Below are 23,571 nucleotides of genomic sequence, written 5' to 3'. Positions count from 1 at the left end.
TTCAGGATCTGCGGGCGGGTACACCGAGCCTAGGCGAGGTGCCGAGTGGTGGGGCAAGAGCCTTTTGCTTACTTTTGGGCTGTTCAAAAGTGAGGCGCCGTAAGGGCGCAACCAATAGAAGCAGTTAACGCGCCGCGATAAGGCTAGACACAACTCAAAGCAAACACATCAAACCACATCCGCCCTCAACGAATGATCCCCCAGCATCCCGCTGATGATCGACCCCGCATCAGCCCCAGCAACAATCCCGCCGGCGCCCACCCCGACATCGTAGTGCTGCGCCAGATTGACGCCCGCCAGATCAATCGTCTGTGAAGAGCCGCCCGAGCCGATCTCGATACTCGACACCAGGTCCGCGCCACTGCCCGTGACTTTGAAATGCAGAAAGTCATCCAGCGAATCCGTACCGACGCTAAAACCCTGCAGCAGCTTCGACAAGTCCAGCGTGTCAGCACCGAGACTGAAGTCAGTTACCAGATCGTGCCCGCTGTCACCCGCCAGCCATTTGAACGTGTCATGACCTGCCCCGCCGGTCAGGGTGTCGTTGCCCAGACCACCCACCAACACATCGTTGCCAAGCCCGCCATTGATGACATTAGCCTCGTAGTCACCGGTAAGGTGATCATCGTAATCCGATCCGGTCAGGTTCTGGATGTTGATCAACGTATCAGTACCCGCCCCGCCAGTGTGCTGTGGCCCAAGCTGCGCAGTGCTGACCGTGACGCCGGAGTCGGCCAATGCGTAACTGGCGGTATTATTGCCCGCGCCGCCATCCAGCACGTCATTGCCTGAGCCGCTGAACAGAACGTCATTACCGTTATCGCCATACAGGTCGTTATTGCCTGCACCACCACTGAGTACATCGTCACCATCCCCGCCGTGCAGGCTGTCGTCCTGAGCGCCGCCGAGCAGTACGTCGTCACCCGTGGTACCAAGCAAGGTGCAGCCTTCCTGATAGCTGATGTTCACTGCCGCCGAATCGCTGCCGCCGTGGCCGTCGTTCACGGTGTAAGCACCTTCGTGATTGGGGGTCGTATCGGCCGCGCTATAGTCGATGACCAGATCCAGGGTGTAGTGCACCGCCGGGCCGGGCTGACCGGCATCAGGCTGATTAACCACCAGCAGGCGGTATACGCCGTTCTCGGTTGCAGTAAATGTCCCGCCGGCGTCCAGCGGCTGGAACTCTCCGCCATCCAGTTGCCAGAAGACCCCCACCTGATCACCCAGGCTTTTCAGATCAACTGCCACGCTCTCGCCAGCCATCAGGTTAACGCTGTAGAGGTCCTGGGCATTGGCCCCCGGGCCACTGAACGCGCCGAGGTAACCGGTGATCACCACCAATGCAGTCATTGCGCCGGTGTTCGCAAAGTCGCTGCGCTCAAGGTTCTTCAGTTGATTGGCGGAGTTGTCCCGCTTACCGGAGAAGTCGATGGTCTTCTGGCAGTCGTTGGAGAAACCCTCGCCCTTGACCTGCCAGCCCGTATGAAAAACCGTCGGGCTGGCAGTCAACGGGCCGCCGCTACCGGGCACGTCATTGGTCACCAGCAAGACACCAGGCACTTCAATGCAAGGTGCGAGGATGTTGGTGATGACATTGTCCACCACTGCGGTTGGCCCCTCGGGAGGCAGGATAGCCGGGACGTGAATCTGCAGATCAGAGCCCGCCAGATCGCCATCGTTGTCGCTGATCACATAATGGATATTCTCGGTCAGCGGTTCGCAAGCGGGGTTCGTTGAAGGTGTATAGCTGAAGTCCCCATTCAGCATGTTCACCACCAGGGTCCCGCCACCTTCACTGGTCACCGTCAGACTGTAAGTCGCAGGGTCGAACACCCCTGTTCCCTCGCACGAGCCAGTACTACATCCGGTTTCAGGGTCATAGCTGTAAGTGGTGCCGTTAAGACTGATAGAGTGAATGAAGCCTCCGTCCGCACCAAAAGTCCCGCCCTGTAACAGGCTTCCGCTGGCACCGGGCAATGGCGCGCCCGGGCAATCCGGATCGGCGCTCAATGTCACTTCAATACAATGAGCTTCAGGCACGTCGTCGACGATGTTGATGTCCAGAGTGCTGTCAGCCTGATCACCATCTGTGTCCCGGGCCACCACGGTAAAGGACTCACCCAGGGTATTGGCGCCCTCGCCTACGGGATGCTCTATCGCACCTTGCAACGTATAGCTGTAACTCACCTCGCCCGTGGCTGGATCATAGGCGGTGACGCTGAATGTATTACCCAGAGGGGTCTGTGTGCTCAGCGGAAATCCTGCGACGACACCGCCGCTGATGACGGCCAGCCCTCCTACCACCAGGCTTTGCAACCCATCGACCGCGTTGACCGTGAACACCCCGGACTGAGTGACCGGGCCGCAGGACAGGTCGCCTTCAGCCAGGGTCAACTGTCCCCCGGACAATTCAACGCCATGATCGACGGGATGCTCGACCGGCGGTTCCGGCTCAACCGGCGGCTCGGGTTCTGTAGGTGGAACCACGACAACCGGAGGTACGAAAACGGAGCCCGAGGCATCCGACGAATCGGGAAGACCTTCAATACGCCCTTCGGGAAACTCGGGAGCGCTGCTCAAGCCCTGGGTCGTAAACCCAATCTCGGGGCTTACTTCCCCGCCGACTTCAGTCAACAGCATCGCCGAATGCCCGCCGCCCAGGGACGATCCATCCGGGGCCGGTTCTGGGGCGGCCGCTTCAGGCGTTTGCGTTGGGGCATCAGCGCTAAAGACTTGCTCAGGCAAGACGGCCGGTGTGGAGGAGGAAGGAGTAAGAGACGGGGTCAGCTCGTCGCCAGTCGTGACATGACCTGCCTGATGATTGAGCAACTGTGGCGTCAGTTGCAGGCTGCTGCCACGCCCAAGCGTCAGTTCGCCTCCGGCATCCAGATTGACCGCTACCGCGCCGCCAGATCCGGTTTGCAACTGTTCCCCGGCGAACAGGCGATCGCCCTCGATCAGCAGCCTGCGCGTACCGTCTCCCGCCACTGCAAACACTTCACCCACCACCTGTCGCACCGTCCCGATAAACCCGACCATATTCCCTCCAGTATTCGCAACAATCCGGTCTGCTCACGTTACAAAACCACGCCATTCGCGCGCTCTATAACCCGTTAAACGACCGACATTTATCAAAACGACAAAAAACCGACACACCATCTGTACCGTTTTTTTACCTTTGAAATCATCGACAAAGGCAAAGTCAAACTTCTGCCAAAAACCTGATCAACCAAAAACAGTGCTCACAAGCCTTTGTTTTATAGCGCAACGACCAATAAACAATCGCCCTCCCCGTGAAATTTTCATAAGTTTTTTTTGGCATAAGCGTTATGAGAAAAACGTCTTGAGTGGCCCCTAAGTTGTTCTTAGCTGTGATGTTACAAACCTGATACGGTTTTAAACGCACGGAAAGTCATTTTTTTGGCAATCAAGAACACTATTACTTAGGGAGAAGTATTCATGCGCGATTTGACCCCGCTCTACGGTGCTGTGGTGTTGGCGGTGGCCTGTGCCCAGGCGCAAGCCATGACGTTGACCGACGCCATTCAGAACACCATTGATAACCACCCGGAAATCCAGGCCAGCAAGAACAACCGGTTGTCTGCCGATGAGGATGTGAACGTTGCCAAAGGGGGTTATCTACCCGCAGTTGATTTGGTCGCCAGCTACGGCCGGCAACGCACCGACAACCCGACCACCCGGGCGATTTACGGCCATGACAATCGCGACCTGAATTACACCCAGTCGGAACTGCGCCTGCGCCAGTTGCTGTTCGATGGTTTCAACACCCCTAACGAAGTCGGCCGCACCAGGGCGGTGGTGGACTCCCGGGCGTATTACGTGCGGGGCACTTCGGAAAGCCTCGCGTTACGGGCTATCGAGGTTTATCTCGACGTGTTGAAACGCCGCGAGTTGCTGACTCTCGCCAAAAACAACCTGCAAGCGCACCTGCGCATCAACGACCAGATAGGCCTGCGCAGTGAGCGCGGCGTGGGCAGCACCGCTGATCGCGACCAATCGGCAGCCCGTCGGGCCTTGGCGGAGAACAATTTCTACACCGCCCAAGTGGATCTGGCCGACGCCGAAGCCAACTTCTTCAGCGCTGTCGGCCGCTTGCCGGACGAGCTGGAAACACCGCCGTCCATCAAGGGCGAAGTGCCGTTGAGCCTCAGTGCCGCGCAGCAGAGCATGTTGATCAACAACCCCTATCTCAAGTCAGCTCAGGCCGATGTAAACGCCGCCCAAAAACAATACGAAATCGCCAAGTCGCCGTTCTACCCACGCTTCGATGCCGAAGTGGCGGTGGGCGCCAACAACAATTTGCAGGGCGAGGAAGGCCACGACAACGAATGGCGGGCGGCCGTGGTGATGAATTACAACCTGTTCAACGGCAACCGCGACAAGGCTCGCCTACGCTCGGACTCCTACAAGACCGGACAAGCTCTGGACATCCGCAACAACGCCCTGCGCATGCTTAACGAGAACCTGTCGCTGGCCTGGAACGCCATGGCCAACGCTCGTCTGCAGACGCCCGCAGCCAGGGAATACGCCGAAACCACCACCCGCGTCCGCTCGGCCTATCAGGATCAGTTCGGCCTGGGCCAACGCACGCTTCTGGACCTGCTGGACAGCGAAAACGAGCTGTACAACGCCAGCCGTCGCTACACCGAAGTGCGTTACACCGAAGAGTTCGCCATGTACCGCGTGCTCGCCACCGAAGGTGAATTGCTGCGCAAGCAGCGGGTGGTAGTGCCCACCGAGGCCATCGCGCTGACGGAAGTCAAAAGCGACGCTCGCCTGCCAGAACTGAAATAACGCGCCTGCCTCGGGAGTACGCCTGTGACCAGCATGGAACTGCCCTTTTCACTTGATGCCCGCTCAAGCTTTGATGACCCGCTGCTCGACGGTCTGCTGATCCTCTGCCGACTGCATGACTGTGCGGCCAGCCGAACCAGCCTGAGCGCCGGACTGCCCCTGGCCGAACAGCGCTTGAGCGTCGATTTGCTGCCTCGGGCTGCGGCACGGGCCGGATTGCAGGCGCGCTGGCTACGCCGCGAACTTGATGCCATTGATACGTTGAACCTGCCGGTTTTACTGCTGCTTCAAGGTGGGCGCTGTGCCGTACTCCGACGCTGGGGCGAAGACGGCCGGGCAATGATCCTGCCTTGTGAAAGCGAGGGCGGCGAGCAATGGGTTACGCGTGAGGAGCTGAGCAAAAGCTACAGCGGCCAGGCACTGTTCGCCCGCCCGCGCCATGAACTCGAAGACCTGCGCGGACAACTGGTGCCAAGGGTCAAGGCATGGTTTCGCGACACCCTTAAACTGTCGCGCGGGCTGTACAGCGACGCGATTCTGGCCAGCCTGTTGATCAACCTGCTCGGCTTGATGGTGCCGCTATTCGTCATGCAGACCTACGACCGGGTGGTGCCCAATCAGGCCACTTCAACCCTATGGGTGCTGGCCATCGGGCTGCTGATCGGTACGTTGTTCGAACTCGGTCTGCGCCTGATTCGTGCACATTTGCTGGATCAGGCTGGACGTAAAACCGATCTGATTCTTTCCGCCACGCTGTTCGAGCGCATCGTCGGCATGACCATGAAAGCGCGCCCCGCGACTATTGGCGGCTTCGCTCAAAGCATTCATGACTTTCAAGGCCTGCGAGATTTTCTCACCGCCGTCACCCTGACCAGCCTCATTGATCTGCCCTTCGCCGCATTGATGCTGGTGGTCATCGGCTTGCTGGGTGGCTGGCTGGTGCTGATCCCGGTGATCGCCTTCCCGCTGACGATAATCTTCGCCTGGCTGATCCAGATCCGCTTGCGCGATACCGTCCAAAAAAGCCTCACATTAGGCGCTGAACGTCAGGGCCTGCTGATTGAAACCCTCGGTGGTCTGGAAACCCTCAAGGCCTGCGGTGCGCAAAGCCAGCACCAACACCAGTGGGAAAGCACCCATGGCACCCTCACCCGCCTCGACGGCCACGCCCGCAACCTCGCGGCGCTCGCCAGCAACGGCACGTTGTTCGTTCAGCAGTTCGCGGGCATGGCGACGATTGTGGCTGGGGTCTACAGCATCATCGCGGGCAGCCTAAGCGTCGGCGCGCTGGTCGCCACCTACATGCTCGGCAGCCGGGTGCTGGCGCCGCTGGGGCAAATCGCCGGTTTAATCACTCGCTATCAACAAGCGCGACTGACCATGACCAGTACCGACGCCTTGATGACCTTGCCTCAGGAAACCCACGCCGGGCAAAAGCCGCTGCAGAACAGCACACTGCTGGGCGGTTTGTGTATGGAAAAAGTGAGCTTTCGCTACGCAGACAAGGGTGCTGAAGCGTTATCGGCGGTCAGCTTCAACGTTCGTCCCGGCGAGCGCATCGGCATCATTGGCCGCAGCGGCTCTGGCAAAAGCACCCTGGCGCGAATGCTGATGGGTTTTTACACGCCGGATGAGGGCCAGGTGTTGCTGGACAACCTCGACCTGCGGCAACTGGACGTCGCCGATGTTCGCCAGCAGATCGGCTATGTCGCCCATGACCTGCCGCTGCTGTCCGGCAGCCTGCGCGACAACCTGACGCTCGGCGCGCGCTATATCAGTGATTCACGCATGCTCGAAGTGGCTCGTCTTACCGGGGTAGACGAGCTGGCCTTGCGTCATCCGCAGGGTTTTGACCGGCCGGTGGGCGAGCGTGGGCAACTGCTCTCCGGTGGGCAGCGGCAGACGGTATTACTGGCACGGGCGCTGCTGCTCGACCCGCCGCTGCTGGTACTGGATGAACCCACCAGCCACATGGACAACAGCGGCGAAGACCAACTACGCCAGCATCTGTACGACTTGCTACCTGGCAAAACCCTGTTGTTGGTCACCCATCGCATGTCGATGCTGACCCTGGTGGATCGCTTGCTGGTCATGGACAACGGCAAGCTCGTCGCGGATGGCCCCAAAGACGCTGTAATCGAAGCACTGCGCCGGGGCCAGGTCGGCTCGGGCACAGTTTAAGGAGCATCACTTATGCGCGCCTTCTCTCCCCGCTACTTCAATCCTCGTCTGCGCGAAGACATCGAATTCATGCCATATCTGGCCGGTGCCATGGCGCAGGACTCGCCGCGCAAATCGCGCATCACCGTCTGGGTAGTTGCAGGCCTCATGCTGACCGCAGTGGTGTGGGCCAAATTCGCCGTTCTGCAGGAAGTCACCACAGGCGAAGGCAAAGCCATTCCTTCAAGCAAAGTGCAGGTCATCCAGAATCTGGAAGGCGGTATCGTCACCGAGATTTTTGTCCGCGAAGGGCAACTGGTGAACAAGGGCGACACCCTGTTGCGTCTGGATGACACGCGTTTTCTCTCCAACAAGGGTGAAAGCGAAGTAGACCGCTATACCTTGAGTGCTCAGGTGGAGCGATTGTCAGCGGAGTCTCAGGGCTGGCCTTTCAAACTCTCGGACGAGATCGTCGCCAAGGCTTCGCAAACCGCACGGGATGAACTGTCGCTGTACCAATCACGGCAGCGTCGCCTGAGCAGCGAACAGCGTACGTTGAACGAGCAACTGCGACAGAAAACCCAGGAGCTGGCCGAGTTTCGCGCCAAGCAGGAGCAATATCGCAGCAGCCTCGGCCTGGTGCAGCAAGAGCTGAACATGTCTTCGCCGCTGGTGGCTTCAGGAGCAGTGTCGCCGGTAGAAATTCTGCGGTTGAAAAGGAGCGCGGTGGACATCCGCGGTTCGCTGGAGGCCGCGACACTGGCCATTCCCCGGGCTGAAGCAGCGATCAACGAGATCAAGAGCAAGGTGCAGGAATCGGAGATGACCTTCCGCTCAGAGGCGTCGAAAGAGCTCAACGAGCGGCGTTCGGAGTTGGCGAAAATCACCGCCACCCGTATTGCTATCGATGACCGGGTCAGCCGCACGACTGTAGTTTCGCCGGTGCGCGGCGTGGTCAAGATGCTCAAGGTCAATACCATCGGCGGCGTGGTCCAGCCAGGCAGTGATCTGGTCGAGATTGTGCCACTGGAAGACAACCTGTTGATTGAAGCAAAAGTACGACCGCAGGACGTTGCCTTTTTGCACCCCGGCCAGAAAGCCATGGTCAAGTTCAGCGCCTATGATTACACGATTTATGGCGGGCTGCCGGCCAGACTCGAGTTGATCGGGGCGGACACCACGACCGATGACAAGGGCAACAGTTTCTACCTGATCCAGGTCCGGACCGATCGCAACCACCTGGGCAGCGACGAGAAACCGTTGCTGATCATCCCCGGCATGATTGCCACGGTGGACATTATTACGGGTGAGAAAAGCGTTATGGATTATCTGTTGAAGCCGGTATTGAAGGCGCGGACAGAGGCGATGCGGGAGCGTTGACGATTGGTCGTCTGATGTACCGAGGCGCCGTATCGCGGGCAAGCCTCACTCCCACATGAGATCGCATTCTGCTGTGGGAGCGAGGCTTGCCCGCGATACAGGCGCTGAGGTCTCATCTGGAGTTAAGTCTCAACACTGACATCAAAACTACTTCTTCTTGTCCCGGGCAAACGCCGCTTCCAGTGCCTCGTTCAGCGTACGCAGCACCTTCACCCGCGCCCAGCGTTTGTCGTTGGCTTCAACCAGTGTCCAGGGCGCAATTTCAGTGCTGGTGCGGTCCACCATATCGCCCACCGCCTCACGATACTGCGGCCATTTTTCGCGGTTGCGCCAGTCTTCTTCGGTGATCTTGTGCCGCTTGAAAGGGATCTTCTCCCGAGCTTTGAACCGCTCCAGCTGGGTTTTATCGTCAATCGCCAGCCAGAATTTGACCACCACAATCCCGGCATCGGTCAGTTGCTCTTCGAAGTCATTGATCTCGCCATAGGCACGTAACCAGTCGGCCTCGCTGCAGAAACCCTCAACCCGTTCCACGAGCACTCGACCGTACCAGGAACGATCAAAAACAGTGAACTTGCCCCGCGCCGGAATCTGTCGCCAGAAGCGCCATAGGTAAGGCTGGGCGCGTTCGTCTTCGCTGGGTGCGGCAATGGGCACGATGTTGTATTGGCGCGGATCGAGCGCTGCGGCAACGCGACGAATTGCGCCGCCCTTTCCTGCCGCGTCGTTGCCTTCGAACACCGCAACCAATGCATGTTTACGCATGCGCTTGTCGCGAATGTTGCCCGACAGACGCGCCTGCTCGGTAATCAACTGTTCTTCGTAATCATCCTTCTCCAGGCTCAAACTCATGTCGAGGCTGCCCAGCAGCGTGACTTCGTCATGGTTATGCGCCAGCGGTCCAACGCTCAGCGGCTGCGCTTTGGTCTTGGGAGCGTTCAGCGCCGCCTGCATCCCCTCAAGCAACAATCGGCCGACGGTCAGACTGCGGTAATACGGATCGACGCCTTCGATGACATGCCACGGCGCGTACTCACGGCTGGTACGACGCAATACGCGCTCGCCGTAACGGACAAACTTGTCGTAGGTTTTCGATTGCTGCCAGTCCAGCGGACTGATACGCCAGCTGTGCAACGGATCGTCCTTGAGCTGTTTGAGGCGCGATTTCATCTGTTTCTTCGACAAATGAAACCAGAATTTGAAAATCAGCGCGCCTTCATCGGTGAGCATTTTTTCAAGCCGCTCGGAGCCGTTGATTGCCTGATCGAGTACCGCGTCCTTGAACAAGCCGTGAACCCGGCCCTGGAGCATCTGGCTGTACCAGTTGCCGAAGAAAACCCCCATTCGGCCCTTGGCTGGCAATTGCCGCCAGTAACGCCAGGCTGCCGGGTGTGCCAGTTCTTCATCGGTTTGCTGGTCGAAGGTGCGCACTTCGATGTAGCGCGGGTCCATCCATTCATTCAACAGTTTGACCGTCTCGCCCTTGCCCGCGCCTTCAATGCCATTGATCAGCACGATGATCTGACGCTTGCCCTGTTGATGAAGATCGTATTGCGCTTCCAGCAACGCCTCGCGTAAGGCGGGCACTTCAGCGTCGTAGGTTTCCTTGGCGATGGCGTGACCGATTTCAGCGGATTCGAACATGCATGACTCCTCTAGCCTAAACCCACACAAACATCTGCAACGACGATGCCCCTGTAAGAGCCGGGCATGCTCGCGATGAACGATGACGCGGTCTGCCTGATAAACCGCAGCGCCTGTATCGCGGGCAAGCCCGGCTCCCACAACCACAAGATATGTAATCGCCGGCAAACCTCAGACTAATCCATCCCCGGCAAAGTTGCCGGGGATGGATCAATGAATCAGAACCATTGCTGGCGCATGTTATTGGTCAACTGTTCCAGCAATGCTTTTTCGGCCGCACTAAGGCTCGCGATCAAGGCCCGGCCTTGCCGGTCGTACTCATCGTTATCAATGGGCGGATTGGCGGTCAGTTCTTCAAGCTCAAGAGTCGCCTGGCCAAACGTCTCCAGATCGGTAGTCATCTGGGCGGCCATCAGACGGATATTGATCTCCGAGCGGCGGCGCAGCTCCTCGGTTGCATCCACCGGTGGGTGCTCCTCAAGGGCATCCATCTGCGCTTTGATGGAAGCGGTGACACGCTCCAGATCGGTTTGATGCTCAGCACGCAGGCGCTCGTTCCAGCGGCGATCAGCCAGCGCATAGTTTACAAATTCGTCACTCAGCTCGCGCTCCAGTACCAGACGTCGAGCACTGAGAATCGCCTGTCGATCCACCGAGGCGAGTCGGCTCCAGGCCATGCTCAATGGCTGGCCCGGCAAGTTCAGATCCTGAGCCAGGCCGATTCGATACGCGATACGTACTTCCGCATGATCAACATGAATACCGCGCGCTTCGCGGCTGGCGATTTCCAGATCTGCGATCGTCTGCACCTCATTGAGGCGAAACAGACCTCGCAAGACCCGGAACAGCACCTCGGTGTGCTGCGCCTCAGGCACGCCCTGCAACTCACTCTGCGCATAAACTGCCACCTGAATGTCGCTGAAAATAAGCCTCGCGCCGTCTTCACAGGTCTGGTCTGCACCGAACAGACGATCATCTGCCATGGTTTCCAGTTCAGCGCGCAATATCGGATTCTCTGCGGCAGCTTCAAGCACCCTCATCACATCATTGGCCAACTCTTCGTGAAAGCGCTGGAAGTCCGGGGCCTCGCGAAGTCTCTGCAGCAATACCAGCAGATTGGGCGCATCGCCAGCCCCTGCGACCGTTTGCCAGGCGGAGCTCAATCTGGAGTTCAACTCGGTGCGCCCCTCGACAAGCCAGATTTCCATCGATGGCACAGGAGGAGCAAGAGGCACATGACCGGCGTTATGAGCATGCCAACCAACATCGTCGTCCGAGGAAGTTTCGTCATCGCTGGAAGTGGTATTCACGACCAGCTCCCGAATCTCCTCGGGGAAATCATATTCAAGGCGATAGGTCATGTCGTAGCCGCGATCATTGATCCAGAACCTGCGCAAGTCCTCAAAGTTGATAGGGTTTTCATAAGCGTGAATGGTCAACTGCGACGGTTGGCCCACACTGTTTTCGATAATATGATCAGGTAGATGAGTGATCTGGTTGTCACTGATATCCAGCGACTGCAACGGCAGGTCCTCAACCCAAGATGGCCACTGGGTCAGTCCTGTCTGGTTAAGCCACAGGGTTGCCACCCGAAGACGACTCACGTCAGTAATCTCGCCGAGCACATTACCGGACAGGTCCAGTTCATCCAGCGTTTGTATTCTCATGAACAGTTCCATGGCTTGCTGATCAATCGTGAGCCCCATGCCTTCAAGTGACAGGTGGACCAAACTCCCCATACCCCCCACGCTTTCTGGTACTGCCGACAAACCACGGCCAAGGATTTCCAGCCGGGTCACATGCGCAAAGCGCCCCAGAAAGCGGTTTACATCTTCCATCCCCCCCGTGACACCACTCAGCGTCAGGTAATGAATTTCCGCGTAATGAGCAGGCAACTCGGGCATGTCGGAGAAGCCGGTCAGATCAATATTTTCCAAGAGCATGTTGCTGGAATGCATTGGCGACAGCCGGTCACTAAAACGCCAGGCGCGCGCCAGCGCCTCGGCAATAGCCTGGCGAACAGCAAACTGTTCGTTGCTGATCGCACGTCCAGGCCCGACAGGATTTACCCAACCCTCCAACGCACTGCGCAACATCTCCCAGGATTGCAATCTGGCCTGTGTCATTTCTACTAATTGCGGAATACTCCAGCCCCGATAAAGCAGATTCTGTACATGGACTGCCATACTGGGAACTTCCGGGTAAAGCACGCTCAGCGCTGCAATCAGCTCAACGGACTCTGCTGGCAAATCGGGTAACGCCGCGCCTCGACCGCTCAACACATAACCAAAGCGCCGATCAGCCAGACGCACCGGGCCTCGAAACCCTGGAGTGATCTCCTGCAGCCCCAGTATCTTCGCGACCCAGCTACGCTGTCGGGTTGCTTGGCTGACAATCCGGCTGCGCAATGCAGCGGGGTTGGTGAGGCCGATGTCGCGTATGGCAGCCTTGGGCAGAGCATGCAGAATTGAGGCGAAAAAAGAGTCCTGAGGCGCAAGCTTGTTTCCCGAAGCCTCGCAAGGCGTATAGAGATCGCCCTTTTTGATCAGAATTCTCCGCTCGGGAGTGGAGCGCTCACCTATACCGTCAAGCAATGCTCCGCCAAACTCTTCGTCGCGTATTTCGATGCGCAGGTTTCTCGGCCAGCCCGGCAACTGTTCCAGCCCCCGCAGGGAGAGTTTCAGCGTGTCTGGACTGGCTGCCGGGGACTTCAGGAAGAAGCCTTCCAGGGCTTGATCGATACGGGTCTGCTGCAGGTAGCCACGCGCCCTGCCAGCGATATTCAACGGAATGGATTGCGTCGCTTTCATACTCGCCAGTTGCTCCGTACCGGCTTCGCTCAACAATTCACGAGCCCCAGCGCACGTCATGCCCGGAAAATCACGTTTGATGAGCTGCACCAGCGGATCATCGCTGATCTCACGTAACTGATTCAGTCGATCAAACTGCGATTCAGGGTCGGCGTCTTTCATCCGGGTGACTTGCTCGTCCAACCCGAACCGCTCTACCGCATCCGTCAACGCCGAAGGCGGCGGCAGGGACTCCAGGTGCAGTGTGGCGAGCAGTGTCTGGTCGGTGCCGGTCACCGCGAGCACATCTTCAACCGCCTGATCAGAAAGCGCCTCTACGGAATACCCCAGGCGTCTGAATGAGGTTTTCACGTCCCAGGTCAGGGGATTCTCGCCCTCATGTCGCCACGCCCCCGCGCCGTTGTGCTCAAGCGATGGAGAATAACGGTTAGCGCGTGGCGCCTTGATCCGCCATTTGTTCAATGCCGTATCCAGCTCGACACGATAAAAACGGCCTTGCAGGCCCACATATTTCACGCCTTGGTGCTCGAAAATGCCCTCGGCGCTGGGTTTCATGCCTTGCGGCAGAATCACATCACTGGCGAATGGGGTGAGATCCGGCGACCACAGTCGTGTCTGACCATTCTCCAGCTTGACCGGGATCATCTTGCCCACAAAAGAGGACTCGGTGATGGCAGGCAACTCGCCTGGAGACGCGACTTTACCGGCAGCAGCAAACGCGGCAAGCATTGCCAGGTTTTGCGCGACGCTGGCCAGATGTTCGAGCGCCTGCTCCATATCACCCACCACCCAGGCTTCAACGCCCTCAAAGGTATCAACCAGCAATTGCGCACCAGCCACCACCATCATCACTTCGCCCAGCATCGGCACAAACAACGCAGCCATATTGACCACGTTCATGCCCAACGCCAGGTAATGAGCAAGGCGCGCTCTGCGTGACGCTTCATCCTCATCGCCAGTGGGCACCGCCAACGATCGGGCATCGTCCTTGATGCGCAGCATTCGCTGGAAATACAAGTGCTCCAGCAACGGGTATGGAAGGGTCTCGGCGCACACTCGAAGATCGGCATTCTCGTCCACCTCAGGCACCTTCCATTTTCTGGCGATCAAACCTGTGTCGCCTGGTACGGGCCGCAATCGATGAGGGGTCAGGCAGGCGCGAAGCTTGCCAAGAAACTCCGCCCTGCGCCGTTGCGCAATAAAACCGGCGAAATATTGCTGATAGCCGACGCTCCTCAGTTTTGCGCGCAGCTCTTTCATGAAGTGATCCAGCGAGTCGTATTCCTTGAGCGGCGAAGACGGATCGCCAGGCAGGTACACCACGCAGCCGCTCAGGTCACGGGTCTGGAAAACCAGTATGTCGCGCACTGCGAAACCGAGCAGGGTCAGGCTCTGGATATGTACAGCCTCGACCCGGCCCTTTTCCGCCCAATGCCCGCTCGCCGCCAGGACCGAACGATAAGCGCCATTGGAGAGAACGTCGTCGCCCTTCATGTGCGCCAAGTGAGCCTCGACATACAACGCATTGCGCACCTGATGACTGAGCAAGTCCTTGATCTGGGCAGCATTGAGCGCTCCCGCCGGACGCTCGCTGGCAGCAGGCTCCAGTACACGCTTGAGATGGGCCTGATATTGCCCGCCCAAGTCCAGCGTTCGACACAACGTCATGAATTTTGCGGGGGAAATCTTCAGCGGATGGGGAAAGCTGGTACCCGCTGCAAAAGTCGCCAGGTTGGGTTTGCCCTGAAAAATCACCGAGTCGGCAGTGACCTCCTCGACCTCTTCCTGATGAAAGTTCTGCAGCGCGGCCTCGAGTAACGACTGCACAGTGGAAGTGCGTTCTACCAGTTGGCCCGGTAACGGCAATATGCTTTGCGCAAAACGGACATGACGAAAGTGATCGCGATCAATGTCCAGCCCCGGCCCGAATGCCTGGGTCAGCGCCCTGGACAATATGGGCCGGGCAAATGCCGTGAGGTCCTGCATGCCGCCCAGTGCCTTTTGCACCTGGTCGCGCAAGTGGTGACTGCGCAACATGTCGCGGTGCAGGCGCTGACGTAGCTCAGCGGTGGTGTAGACATACCAGGACGGTAGCGTATTTTTGACGATGCCCTGATGGGGCTGGATTACAGGCGGGTTCATTGCACAACTCCTATAAAAGAAGTCTGCACGTGATCAGTTTCTACAGCGCCAGAAGCGGTAGATAGTTAATACCGGGGTTGTTTTTTTGCTACATGCCCAGTCGTGCAGTAAACCCCGTGCCTACAGGTCCAGTGCGCGCTGCGCTAATATGCATGCCCCCGCCCCCAAGCCGAGCCAGACTGTGACCATCACCCGCCATGCCCAGATCGACTGGGACGAACAGGGCAACCCCCACTCTCGGGAGTTTTCCGACGTCTACTTCGCGACGGGAGCAGGCCTTGAAGAAACCCGACACGTATTTCTGGTGCAGAACGATCTGCGCGATCGTTTCAGCGCATTGCCGGAAAATGGTCGGTTGGTGATTGGCGAGACCGGATTTGGCACCGGGCTGAATTTTCTCTGCGCCTGGCAGCTGTTCGCCGAGTGCGCATCTGCGTCTGCACGGCTGCACTTTGTCAGCGTCGAAAAATTCCCCCTCAGCCAGTCAGACCTGCACCGCGCGCTGGCTCTGTGGCCAGAGCTATCGCCTTTCTCGGGGCCTTTGCTTGAGCAATATGTGGCCGTGCATGAGGGGTTTCAGCGTCTGGTGTTCGACGGCGGACGGGTAACGCTGACCCTGCTGATCGGAGATGTCCTGGACATGCTGCCGCAACTGGATGGGCAGATCGATGCCTGGTTTCTGGATGGATTCGCCCCGGCAAAAAATCCGGAAATGTGGACACCTGAACTGTTCGCCGAACTGGCCAGACTCGCCGCACCGAATTCGACCATCGGCACGTTCACCAGCACTGGCTGGGTCCGTCGCGCCCTGAACGCTGCGGGTTTCAAAATGAAGCGTGTGCCAGGCATCGGTCACAAGTGGGAAGTGTTGCGCGGCACCTTCCTTGGCTGGCCGGAGGATGCCGCGCCAACACCCGCGATCAAACCCTGGTTCGCCCGCCCGGCACCGCTGACTGGTGACCGCAAGGCGATGGTGATCGGCGGCGGCATGGCCGGTTGCACCACCGCTGCAAGCCTCGCAGCACGGGGCTGGCAGGTGACGTTGTTAGAGCGCCATAACGACCTTGCTCAGGAAGCGTCGGGTAATCCGCAGGGCGTGCTTTACCTGAAGCTGTCTGCACACCGCACGGCGTTGTCGCAGTTGATCCTCAGCGGCTTCGGCTACACCCGCCGCATGTTGGAGCGCCTGCAAAAAGGTGTCGATTGGGATGCATGCGGTGTTCTGCAACTTGCCTTCAACGACAAGGAAGCTCAGCGGCAGGCACAACTGGCGGCGGCATTTCCCGAGGAACTGCTGCATCCGCTGGACAAGCCGGCTGCCGAAGCGCGCAGCGGTGTGCAGCTCGGTCAGGGAGGCCTGTTCTTTCCTGAGGGAGGCTGGGTGCACCCGCCTGCGTTGTGTCATGCACATGTCAGTCATCCGAATATTCGCGTGCAGCTGCATCACAACGTCGTCGAGCTGCGTCGTGAGTCCGGCCAGTGGCACGCTTGGGATGGTGATCTGTTGCTCGATCAGGCAGAGGTGGTGGTTCTTGCGGGTGCGGCCGATATCAAGCAATTCCCATTGAGTGCTGCGTTACCGCTCAAGCGTATTCGCGGGCAGATCACGCGCCTGGCGCAAACTGAGGCCAGCAAAGCGCTGAGCACAGTGGTGTGCGCCGAAGGCTACATCGCTCCGGCAAGACTTGGCGAACATACGCTGGGGGCCAGCTTCGACTTCACTAATGAAGATCTGAGCACTACCACGGCGGACCATTTGGGCAATCTGCAGCTGCTGCAGGAAATCTCGCCGGACCTGAGTGAGCGTCTCGACGCTACTCATCTGCCGACGGAACAACTGGAGGGCCGGGCGGCCTTCCGCTGTACCAGCCCGGACTATCTACCGATCATCGGACCGTTGGCGGACAAGGGCACGTTTGTCCAGACCTATGCTGCACTCAGTAAAGACGCCCGACAGATACCCGAAGCGCCCTGCCCTTGGCTGGACGGCCTGTACATCAACAGCGGCCACGGCTCACGCGGCCTGATCACCGCGCCACTGTGCGCTGAACTGCTCGCGGCCTGGCTCGATAACGAACCGCTGCCGCTACCCCGCAACGTGGCAGAAGCCTGCCATCCGAACCGGTTCATGTTGCGGGAATTGATTCGCGGAAAGTAACAGCCCCGCTGGACCGGCTTTAACCGGAAGGACGATGTTCATGACGAAGGATGTGCAGAGGCTGAACTGGCGCGCTCCCGGCTAAAGCAAGCCCTGGGGTCTTTATGTCCAGGAAATCCAGGCAATTGGATACACCCTGGACGTCAAGCCGCTATCCTCCCCCCTCCCCAAAAAATCGAGTAGCCCATGCTTGAGGTAAAAAACGTCTTCAAGAGCTACCCCACCGCGCAGGGTCCGCTGGCGGTGTTGCGTGGGGTGGATCTGGTTTTGCAGAACGGCAGCAGCCTGGCATTGATGGGTGAATCCGGCAGCGGCAAGAGCACGTTGCTGCACCTGGTGGCGGGCCTTGATCAGGCTGACGAAGGGCAGATCGAGATCGCCGGGCAGCGGCTGGATCGCATGAACGAAGCACAACTGGCCAACTGGCGACGCACGGAAATCGGCCTGGTGTTCCAGCAGTTCAACCTGATCGGCAGCCTCAAGGTCGAGGACAATCTGGCGTTTCAGGCGCGACTGGCTGGGCGTCATGATCCGCAATGGCAGGCACAACTGGTGGAGCGACTGGGGCTTGGGGATTTGCTCAAGCGCTATCCGGAGCAACTTTCCGGCGGCCAACAGCAGCGAGTAGCCATTGGCCGGGCGCTGGCATCGCGCCCCGGTTTACTGCTGGCCGATGAACCCACCGGCAACCTCGACGAAGCCACCAGCGATGAAGTCCTGCAATTACTGCTGGACCTGCTGTCCGACAGCTCGACCAGCCTGTTAATGGTGACCCACAGCCCGCGGGTGGCGGAGCGTCTGACTCACAAAGTGATCCTGCATCACGGTCGCCTGGCAACCGGGAGCGGTCGCTGAGGTGCGGGTTTTCTACTGGACACTGCGCGCCCTGCTTAGCCATTGGCGACGTCACCCGGTGCAGTTTTTCAGCGTATTGACCGGCCTTTGGCTGGCAACCGCGCTGTTGACCGGTGTTCAGGCACTCAACAGTCAGGCGCGGCAGAGCTATGCCCAGGCCAGCCAACTGATCGGCGGTGAACCACAAAGCAGTCTGGCCACCGCCAACAACGCGACGTTTTCACAAGATGTATTCATCAACCTGCGCCGTGAGGGCTGGCCCGTATCGCCCGTGGTGCAGGGCCGAATCTTTCTTCAAGGGCTGGAAGACCGTCGTGTGCAACTGATGGGCATCGAGCCGGTGTCATTGCCCAGCGGTACGGCGGTTGCCGGACAGACTCTGGACCTGAACGCAATCGTCGACTTCCTCACGCCGCCCGGCCAGACCTGGATCGCGACCCAGACGCTGCAAGCGCTAGGCCTGCATGAAGGGCAACAACCGCTGACCAGCAACGGCCAGCGCCTGCCACCGCTGCACAGTCGAGTGGATATGGCGCCCGGCGTGTTGGTCACGGATATCGGCTTTGCTCAGCCACTGCTGGACATGCCTCATCACGTGTCGCGTCTGCTGCTGCCCAAAGACTTCGCCGCGAGCAATCCTGTGTTGCCGCCGCAATTGAACGGTCAGCTTCAACTGAAGAAAAGCGGCGAAGAGAACAACCTGACGCGTCTCACCGAAAGCTTCCATCTGAACCTTAACGCCTTGGGCGTATTGGCCTTCATCGTCGGTCTGTTCATCGTGCATGCGGCCATCGGCCTGGCGCTGGAGCAGCGACGCGGACTGCTGCGCAATCTGCGCGCGTGCGGGGTCAGCGCCAGAATGTTGATCTCGGCACTGAGCATGGAACTGGGTGTTCTGGCCTTGCTCGGCGGCCTGCTCGGGATTGCCAGCGGTTATCTGTTGGCGAGTCTGCTGCTACCCGATGTCGCTGCCAGCCTGCGCGGTTTGTATGGTGCCGAAGTCGCAGGCCAACTGGGCCTGAGCCCGATCTGGTGGCTGGGTGGCCTTGGCTTGAGCGTGCTGGGGGCATTGCTGGCCGGGGCTAACAGTCTGCTGCGCGCGGCGCGTCTGCCCTTGCTGGCGCTGGCCAACCCGCAAGCCTGGCATCAGGCCCACAGCCGCTGGCTGCAACGCCAGGGCTGGGTGGCTGGCGGTGCAGCACTGATTGCATTGACCGCGCTGGTGCTGGGTGACAGTCTCGCCGCAGGTTTCGTCTTGACGGGCAGTCTATTGCTATCTGCCGCTCTGGGCTTGCCGGTGCTTCTCAATGGACTGCTCAATACCTTGCTGGGACGCAGCCGCTCAGTGTTGGGCCAATGGTTTCTTGCAGATTGCCGTCAACAACTACCCGCTCTCAGCCTGGCATTGATGGCCTTGTTGCTGGCGCTGGCGGCGAACATCGGCGCGGGGAGCATGACGTCCGGGTTTCGGCAAACCTTCGGCAACTGGCTCCAACAGCGCCTGACTGCCGAGCTGTACGTCACGCCGCAAAACGCGGCCCAAGCCCCTGAAATTCAGGCCTGGCTCAAGCAACAGCCCGAGGTCAGCGCGATACTGCCGAACCGACAGGTGTCGATCCAGCTACAAGGCTGGCCCGCAGACCTGTTCGGTGTGGTGGATCATTCAACCTACCGCGAACATTGGCCGCTGCTGGAGGCTGCCAGTGGCGATCCGTGGGATCAACTGGTCCAGAGTGACAGCGTGATGATCAGCGAACAACTGGCCCGTCGCCTCAAACTGAACGTTGGCGAAAGTCTGGCAATTCCAGTTCCCGACGGCCAATGGACGCCACGCATCGTGGGTATCTACGCCGACTACGGCAATCCCAAGGGTCATCTGCTGGTCAACTCCGAACACCTGCTGCGCCACTGGCCGCAACTGGCTGCCAATCGTTTCAACCTGCGCATCGATCCGGCCGCGGTGCCCGCGCTGCTCAGCGCCCTGCAACAGCGCTTTGCTCTGGACGATAACCACATCGTCGATCAGGCCCAGCTCAAAGGCTGGTCCACGCAGATTTTTGAGCGCACCTTCGCCGCCACCGCCGCCCTCAACAGCCTGACGCTGGCCGTGGCGGGCATTGCGTTGTTCATCAGCCTGCTGACCCAGAGTCAAAGCCGTCTCGGCCAACTGGCGCCTTTGTGGGCGCTGGGTGTCACACGACGACAGCTGATGCTGCTCAACCTCGGCCAGACCTGGTTGCTCGCGGTACTGACGCTGGTATTGGCGTTGCCATTGGGCCTGTTACTGGCATGGTGTCTGGATGCAGTGATCAATGTGCAGGCCTTTGGCTGGCGTTTGCCGCTGCATGTATTCCCGCTACAGCTGCTGCAACTGGCCGCGCTGGCACTGCTTGCCACCCTCCTCGCCTCCGCATGGCCGCTGTGGAAGCTATCCCGCACTCGCCCGGCCGATCTGCTGAGGACGTTTGCCAGTGAAAACTAATCTCTTGCTCATGCTAATTCTGCTGACCCTTGCTGGCTGCGATAAGCCTGCCGAACCCGAGCAGGGTTTCGCCGGGATGGGTAATCAAGCCGAACAGTTCACGCCGGTCACACCAGGCCGTGAGTTCGCCTTCCCGGCAGATCACGGACCACACCCGGGCTTCCGCATTGAGTGGTGGTATATCACGGCCAATCTCAAAGATGAGAAAGGCCAGAATTTCGGCGTGCAATGGACGCTGTTCCGCAATGCGCTGCGGGCTGGCAACCAGGGTTCCGGCTGGAACGACGGCACTATCTGGATGGGCCATGCCGCCGTGACCTCAGCCACGCAGCACTACGCGGCGGAGCGTTATGCCCGCGGTGGCGTCGAGCAAGCGGGCGTGAACCTTGCGCCGTTTTCGGCCTGGATAGACGACTGGAAACTGCACAGCACGTCGCCCACAGCAGACCCGCTGACCGACATGCAACTTCAGGCCAAGGGTCCGCAGCTCGCTTATCAACTCCACCTGACGTCCAGCAAACCGCTGGTGTTGCAAGGCACACAGGGTTTCAGTCAGAAATCCGAGCAGGGCCAGGCTTCGTACTACTACAGTCAGCCCTATTTTCAAGCCGAGGGCGAACTGACCATTGCCGGCAAACGCTATCAAGTCAGCGGCCCGGCGTGGCTGGATCGCGAATGGAGCAGCCAGCCGCTGACCGCCAACCAGACCGGCTGGGACTGGTTCTCGGTGCACCTGGACAGCGGAGAAGAACTGATGCTGTATCGCATGCGCCAGAAACAGGGCGAGCCCTATCTGACTGGCACCTGGATTGGCGCGGATGGCAGTATCCAGTTGCTGACCGCCAAGGACATCAGCCTGTCGCCATTGGCCAATACAAGAGTCGCGGACCATGACGTACCGACCCGCTGGTCGGTAAAGATTCCCGGCAAGGGTCTGGAGATCATTACCCAAGCGCTAAACCCCGAGGCCTGGATGGATCTGCGGATTCCCTACTGGGAAGGCCCGATTACCTTGAGTGGCAGTCATAAAGGTGTGGGGTATCTGGAGATGACCGGGTATTGATGGCTGCACGCATATAGTGCAAGTGCCTTCGATCCTCTGTAGGAGTAGAGCTTGCTCGCGATATGGCTAGACTCGATTTCGGATAGACCGCGCTGTTATTATCGCGAGCAAGCTCTGCTCACACGGGGGTAATGCAGTCCAAAGTTCATACGGGAATTGAACCCAAATCTAGCCGCCACTGAAGCCCTTATAACCGATTGATCTAAAACTCCCCCGTTTCCCATGGGTCAGTTTCTGGGTGGCTGCACTTTCTCAGCCTCCTCCCCAACGGAAAACCGGTAAGGACTTATGTGCGGATTAGCAGGTGAACTACGTTTCGACCATCAACCAGCGGATCTGGCCGCTGTTGAACGCATTACCCATGAGCTGGCGCCTCGCGGCCCGGATGCGTGGGGGTTTCATAGCCAGGGGCCGATTGCCCTTGGTCATCGCCGCCTGAAAATCATGGACCTGTCGGACGGCTCGGCGCAGCCGATGATCGACAGTCACCTTGGCCTGTCCATGGCATTCAACGGTGCGATTTATAACTATCCGGAACTGCGTACCGAGCTGCAAAGCATGGGCTATCAGTTCCATTCCGAAGGCGACACCGAGGTGTTGCTCAAGGGTTATCACGCCTGGGGCGTGGATATGCTGCCCAAGCTCAATGGCATGTTCGCTTTCGCGATCTGGAATCGCGACACGCAAGAGCTGTTCATTGCTCGCGACCGTCTGGGCGTCAAGCCGCTGTATTTCTCGCGCACTGACAAACGCCTGCGTTTCGCCTCGACGCTGCCCGCGCTGCTCAAGGGCGGCGACATCAGCGGCATGCTTGACCCGGTAGCACTCAACCATTACCTGAACTTCCACGCTGTGGTCCCTGCTCCGCGCACATTGCTTGCCGGTGTGGAAAAACTCGCGCCTGCCAGCTGGATGCGCATCGACGCCCATGGCAAGACCGAGCAGAAAGCCTGGTGGCATCTGCCTTACGGCCCACACGCCGACGAGGCCAACCTCACCTTGGAAGACTGGCGTGATCGTGTGCTCGACAGCACTCGCGAAGCCGTTGCTATTCGTCAACGTGCTGCGGTTGATGTCGGCGTGCTGCTTTCCGGCGGCGTCGATTCGAGCATGCTGGTTGGATTGCTGCGTGAAGTCGGTGTCGAGAACCTGTCGACCTTCTCCATCGGCTTCCAGGATGCGGGCGGCGAGCGTGGCGACGAATTCCAGTATTCGGACCTGATCGCCAAGCATTACGGCACCAACCACCACCAGTTGCGCATTCAGGAACACGAGATCATCGAGCAATTGCCTGCGGCGTTCCGTGCCATGAGCGAACCGATGGTCAGCCACGACTGCATCGCTTTTTACCTGCTGTCCCGTGAAGTCGCCAAGCATTGCAAAGTGGTGCAAAGCGGCCAGGGTGCAGACGAGCTTTTCGGCGGGTATCACTGGTATCCGCAAGTGGATGGCGCAGCCGACCCGGTTGCAGCGTATCGCGATGCGTTCGTCGACCGCAGCTACGACGAATACGCGGCCACGGTGCAGCCCAAGTGGCTGACTGCCAATGATGCAGCAGGCGACTTCGTTCGGGAGCACTTCGCTCAGCCGGGCGCCGATGCTGCAGTCGACAAGGCTTTGCGTCTGGACAGCACGATCATGCTGGTTGATGACCCGGTCAAGCGCGTGGACAACATGACCATGGCCTGGGGCCTGGAGGCGCGTACACCGTTCCTCGACTATCGACTGGTGGAGTTGTCGGCGCGTGTTCCCGGCAAATTCAAGCTGCCCGATGGCGGCAAACAGGTCCTGAAAGAAGCTGCACGTCTGGTCATCCCTTCGGAAGTCATCGACCGTAAAAAAGGCTACTTCCCGGTACCGGGCCTCAAGCATCTTGAAGGGGCCACGCTGGGCTGGGTACGCGACTTGCTGGTGGACCCAAGCCAGGATCGCGGCCTGTTCAACCCGGCCATGATCGACAAACTGTTGACCAACCCGGAAGGTCAACTGACTCCTCTGCGCGGCTCGAAGTTGTGGCAGTTGGCAGCGCTGAACCTGTGGCTCAGCGAACAAGGACTTTAAT

General features: G+C 59.2%; 11 protein-coding genes. 8 read left to right on the top strand and 3 right to left on the bottom strand.

Translation table 11 applies throughout. The features are described from left to right. Window positions 1–168: 168 nt before the first annotated feature. On the bottom strand, window positions 169–3,039 hold the full coding sequence (locus AUC60_RS07530) for a retention module-containing protein (RefSeq protein WP_087265461.1): 2,871 nt from the start codon (window positions 3,037–3,039) through the stop codon (window positions 169–171). Between the two features lie 420 nt (window positions 3,040–3,459). On the opposite strand from AUC60_RS07530, the gene AUC60_RS07525 reads away from it, so the two are divergent. The 3 genes from AUC60_RS07525 to AUC60_RS07515 are packed head-to-tail and all read left to right on the top strand — an operon-like array spanning window position 3,460 to window position 8,355. After that, the gene (locus AUC60_RS07525) at window positions 3,460–4,815 is read left to right on the top strand and encodes a TolC family outer membrane protein (RefSeq protein WP_087265460.1); all 1,356 of its coding nucleotides are present in this window, start codon (window positions 3,460–3,462) and stop codon (window positions 4,813–4,815) included. A 33-nt stretch (window positions 4,816–4,848) separates the two neighbouring features. Beyond that, window positions 4,849–6,996 carry a type I secretion system permease/ATPase gene (locus AUC60_RS07520; RefSeq protein WP_420800724.1) on the top strand — a complete coding sequence of 716 codons (2,148 nt, stop codon included), beginning with the start codon at window positions 4,849–4,851 and terminating at the stop codon, window positions 6,994–6,996. 12 nt (window positions 6,997–7,008) lie between these two features. After that, window positions 7,009–8,355: an HlyD family type I secretion periplasmic adaptor subunit gene (locus AUC60_RS07515; protein ID WP_087265458.1), complete on the top strand. Its 1,347-nt coding sequence runs from the start codon at window positions 7,009–7,011 to the stop codon at window positions 8,353–8,355. Window positions 8,356–8,502: 147 nt separating this feature from the next. Here AUC60_RS07515 and pap read toward each other — a convergent pair whose 3' ends face one another. Together pap and AUC60_RS07505 are read right to left on the bottom strand one after the other, a co-directional pair. Then, complete coding sequence (gene pap / locus AUC60_RS07510) at window positions 8,503–9,999, bottom strand: polyphosphate:AMP phosphotransferase (RefSeq protein WP_087265457.1); 1,497 nt, start codon at window positions 9,997–9,999, stop codon at window positions 8,503–8,505. 218 nt (window positions 10,000–10,217) lie between these two features. Continuing rightward, window positions 10,218–14,951 (bottom strand): dermonecrotic toxin domain-containing protein, encoded by a 4,734-nt coding sequence (locus tag AUC60_RS07505; protein ID WP_087265456.1) that lies wholly within the window; start codon window positions 14,949–14,951, stop codon window positions 10,218–10,220. 181 nt (window positions 14,952–15,132) lie between these two features. On the opposite strand from AUC60_RS07505, the gene mnmC reads away from it, so the two are divergent. From mnmC to AUC60_RS07480, 5 genes are all read left to right on the top strand, one after another. After that, a complete protein-coding gene (mnmC, locus tag AUC60_RS07500; protein WP_087265623.1) occupies window positions 15,133–17,109 on the top strand; it encodes a bifunctional tRNA (5-methylaminomethyl-2-thiouridine)(34)-methyltransferase MnmC2/FAD-dependent 5-carboxymethylaminomethyl-2-thiouridine(34) oxidoreductase MnmC1 in 1,977 nt (658 codons plus the stop codon). A gap of 186 nt (window positions 17,110–17,295) precedes the next feature. After that, window positions 17,296–17,964, top strand: a complete 669-nt coding sequence (locus tag AUC60_RS07495; RefSeq protein WP_087265455.1) for an ABC transporter ATP-binding protein — start codon at window positions 17,296–17,298, stop codon at window positions 17,962–17,964. Window position 17,965: 1 nt separating this feature from the next. After that, a complete protein-coding gene (locus AUC60_RS07490; RefSeq protein WP_087265454.1) occupies window positions 17,966–20,446 on the top strand; it encodes an ABC transporter permease in 2,481 nt (826 codons plus the stop codon). 10 nt (window positions 20,447–20,456) lie between these two features. Next, entirely contained in the window at window positions 20,457–21,509 is a 1,053-nt protein-coding gene (locus AUC60_RS07485; RefSeq protein WP_087265453.1) for a lipocalin-like domain-containing protein, read from the top strand. A gap of 288 nt (window positions 21,510–21,797) precedes the next feature. Continuing rightward, window positions 21,798–23,570 carry an N-acetylglutaminylglutamine amidotransferase gene (locus tag AUC60_RS07480; protein ID WP_087265452.1) on the top strand — a complete coding sequence of 591 codons (1,773 nt, stop codon included), beginning with the start codon at window positions 21,798–21,800 and terminating at the stop codon, window positions 23,568–23,570. Window position 23,571: the final 1 nt, after the last annotated feature.

This window comes from Pseudomonas caspiana (assembly GCF_002158995.1).
In the GTDB taxonomy this organism is placed as follows: Bacteria; Pseudomonadota; Gammaproteobacteria; order Pseudomonadales; family Pseudomonadaceae; genus Aquipseudomonas; species Aquipseudomonas caspiana.
This window is presented reverse-complemented; position numbering and strand designations above follow the sequence as displayed.

Coding starts and splice junctions, on each gene's coding strand:
- AUC60_RS07530 (WP_087265461.1), bottom strand. CDS start 3,039: ATGGTCGGGTTTATCGGGACGGTGCGACAGGTGGTGGGTGAAGTGTTT.
- AUC60_RS07525 (WP_087265460.1), top strand. CDS start 3,460: ATGCGCGATTTGACCCCGCTCTACGGTGCTGTGGTGTTGGCGGTGGCC.
- AUC60_RS07520 (WP_420800724.1), top strand. CDS start 4,849: ATGGAACTGCCCTTTTCACTTGATGCCCGCTCAAGCTTTGATGACCCG.
- AUC60_RS07515 (WP_087265458.1), top strand. CDS start 7,009: ATGCGCGCCTTCTCTCCCCGCTACTTCAATCCTCGTCTGCGCGAAGAC.
- pap (WP_087265457.1), bottom strand. CDS start 9,999: ATGTTCGAATCCGCTGAAATCGGTCACGCCATCGCCAAGGAAACCTAC.
- AUC60_RS07505 (WP_087265456.1), bottom strand. CDS start 14,951: ATGAACCCGCCTGTAATCCAGCCCCATCAGGGCATCGTCAAAAATACG.
- AUC60_RS07495 (WP_087265455.1), top strand. CDS start 17,296: ATGCTTGAGGTAAAAAACGTCTTCAAGAGCTACCCCACCGCGCAGGGT.
- AUC60_RS07485 (WP_087265453.1), top strand. CDS start 20,457: ATGCTAATTCTGCTGACCCTTGCTGGCTGCGATAAGCCTGCCGAACCC.
- AUC60_RS07480 (WP_087265452.1), top strand. CDS start 21,798: ATGTGCGGATTAGCAGGTGAACTACGTTTCGACCATCAACCAGCGGAT.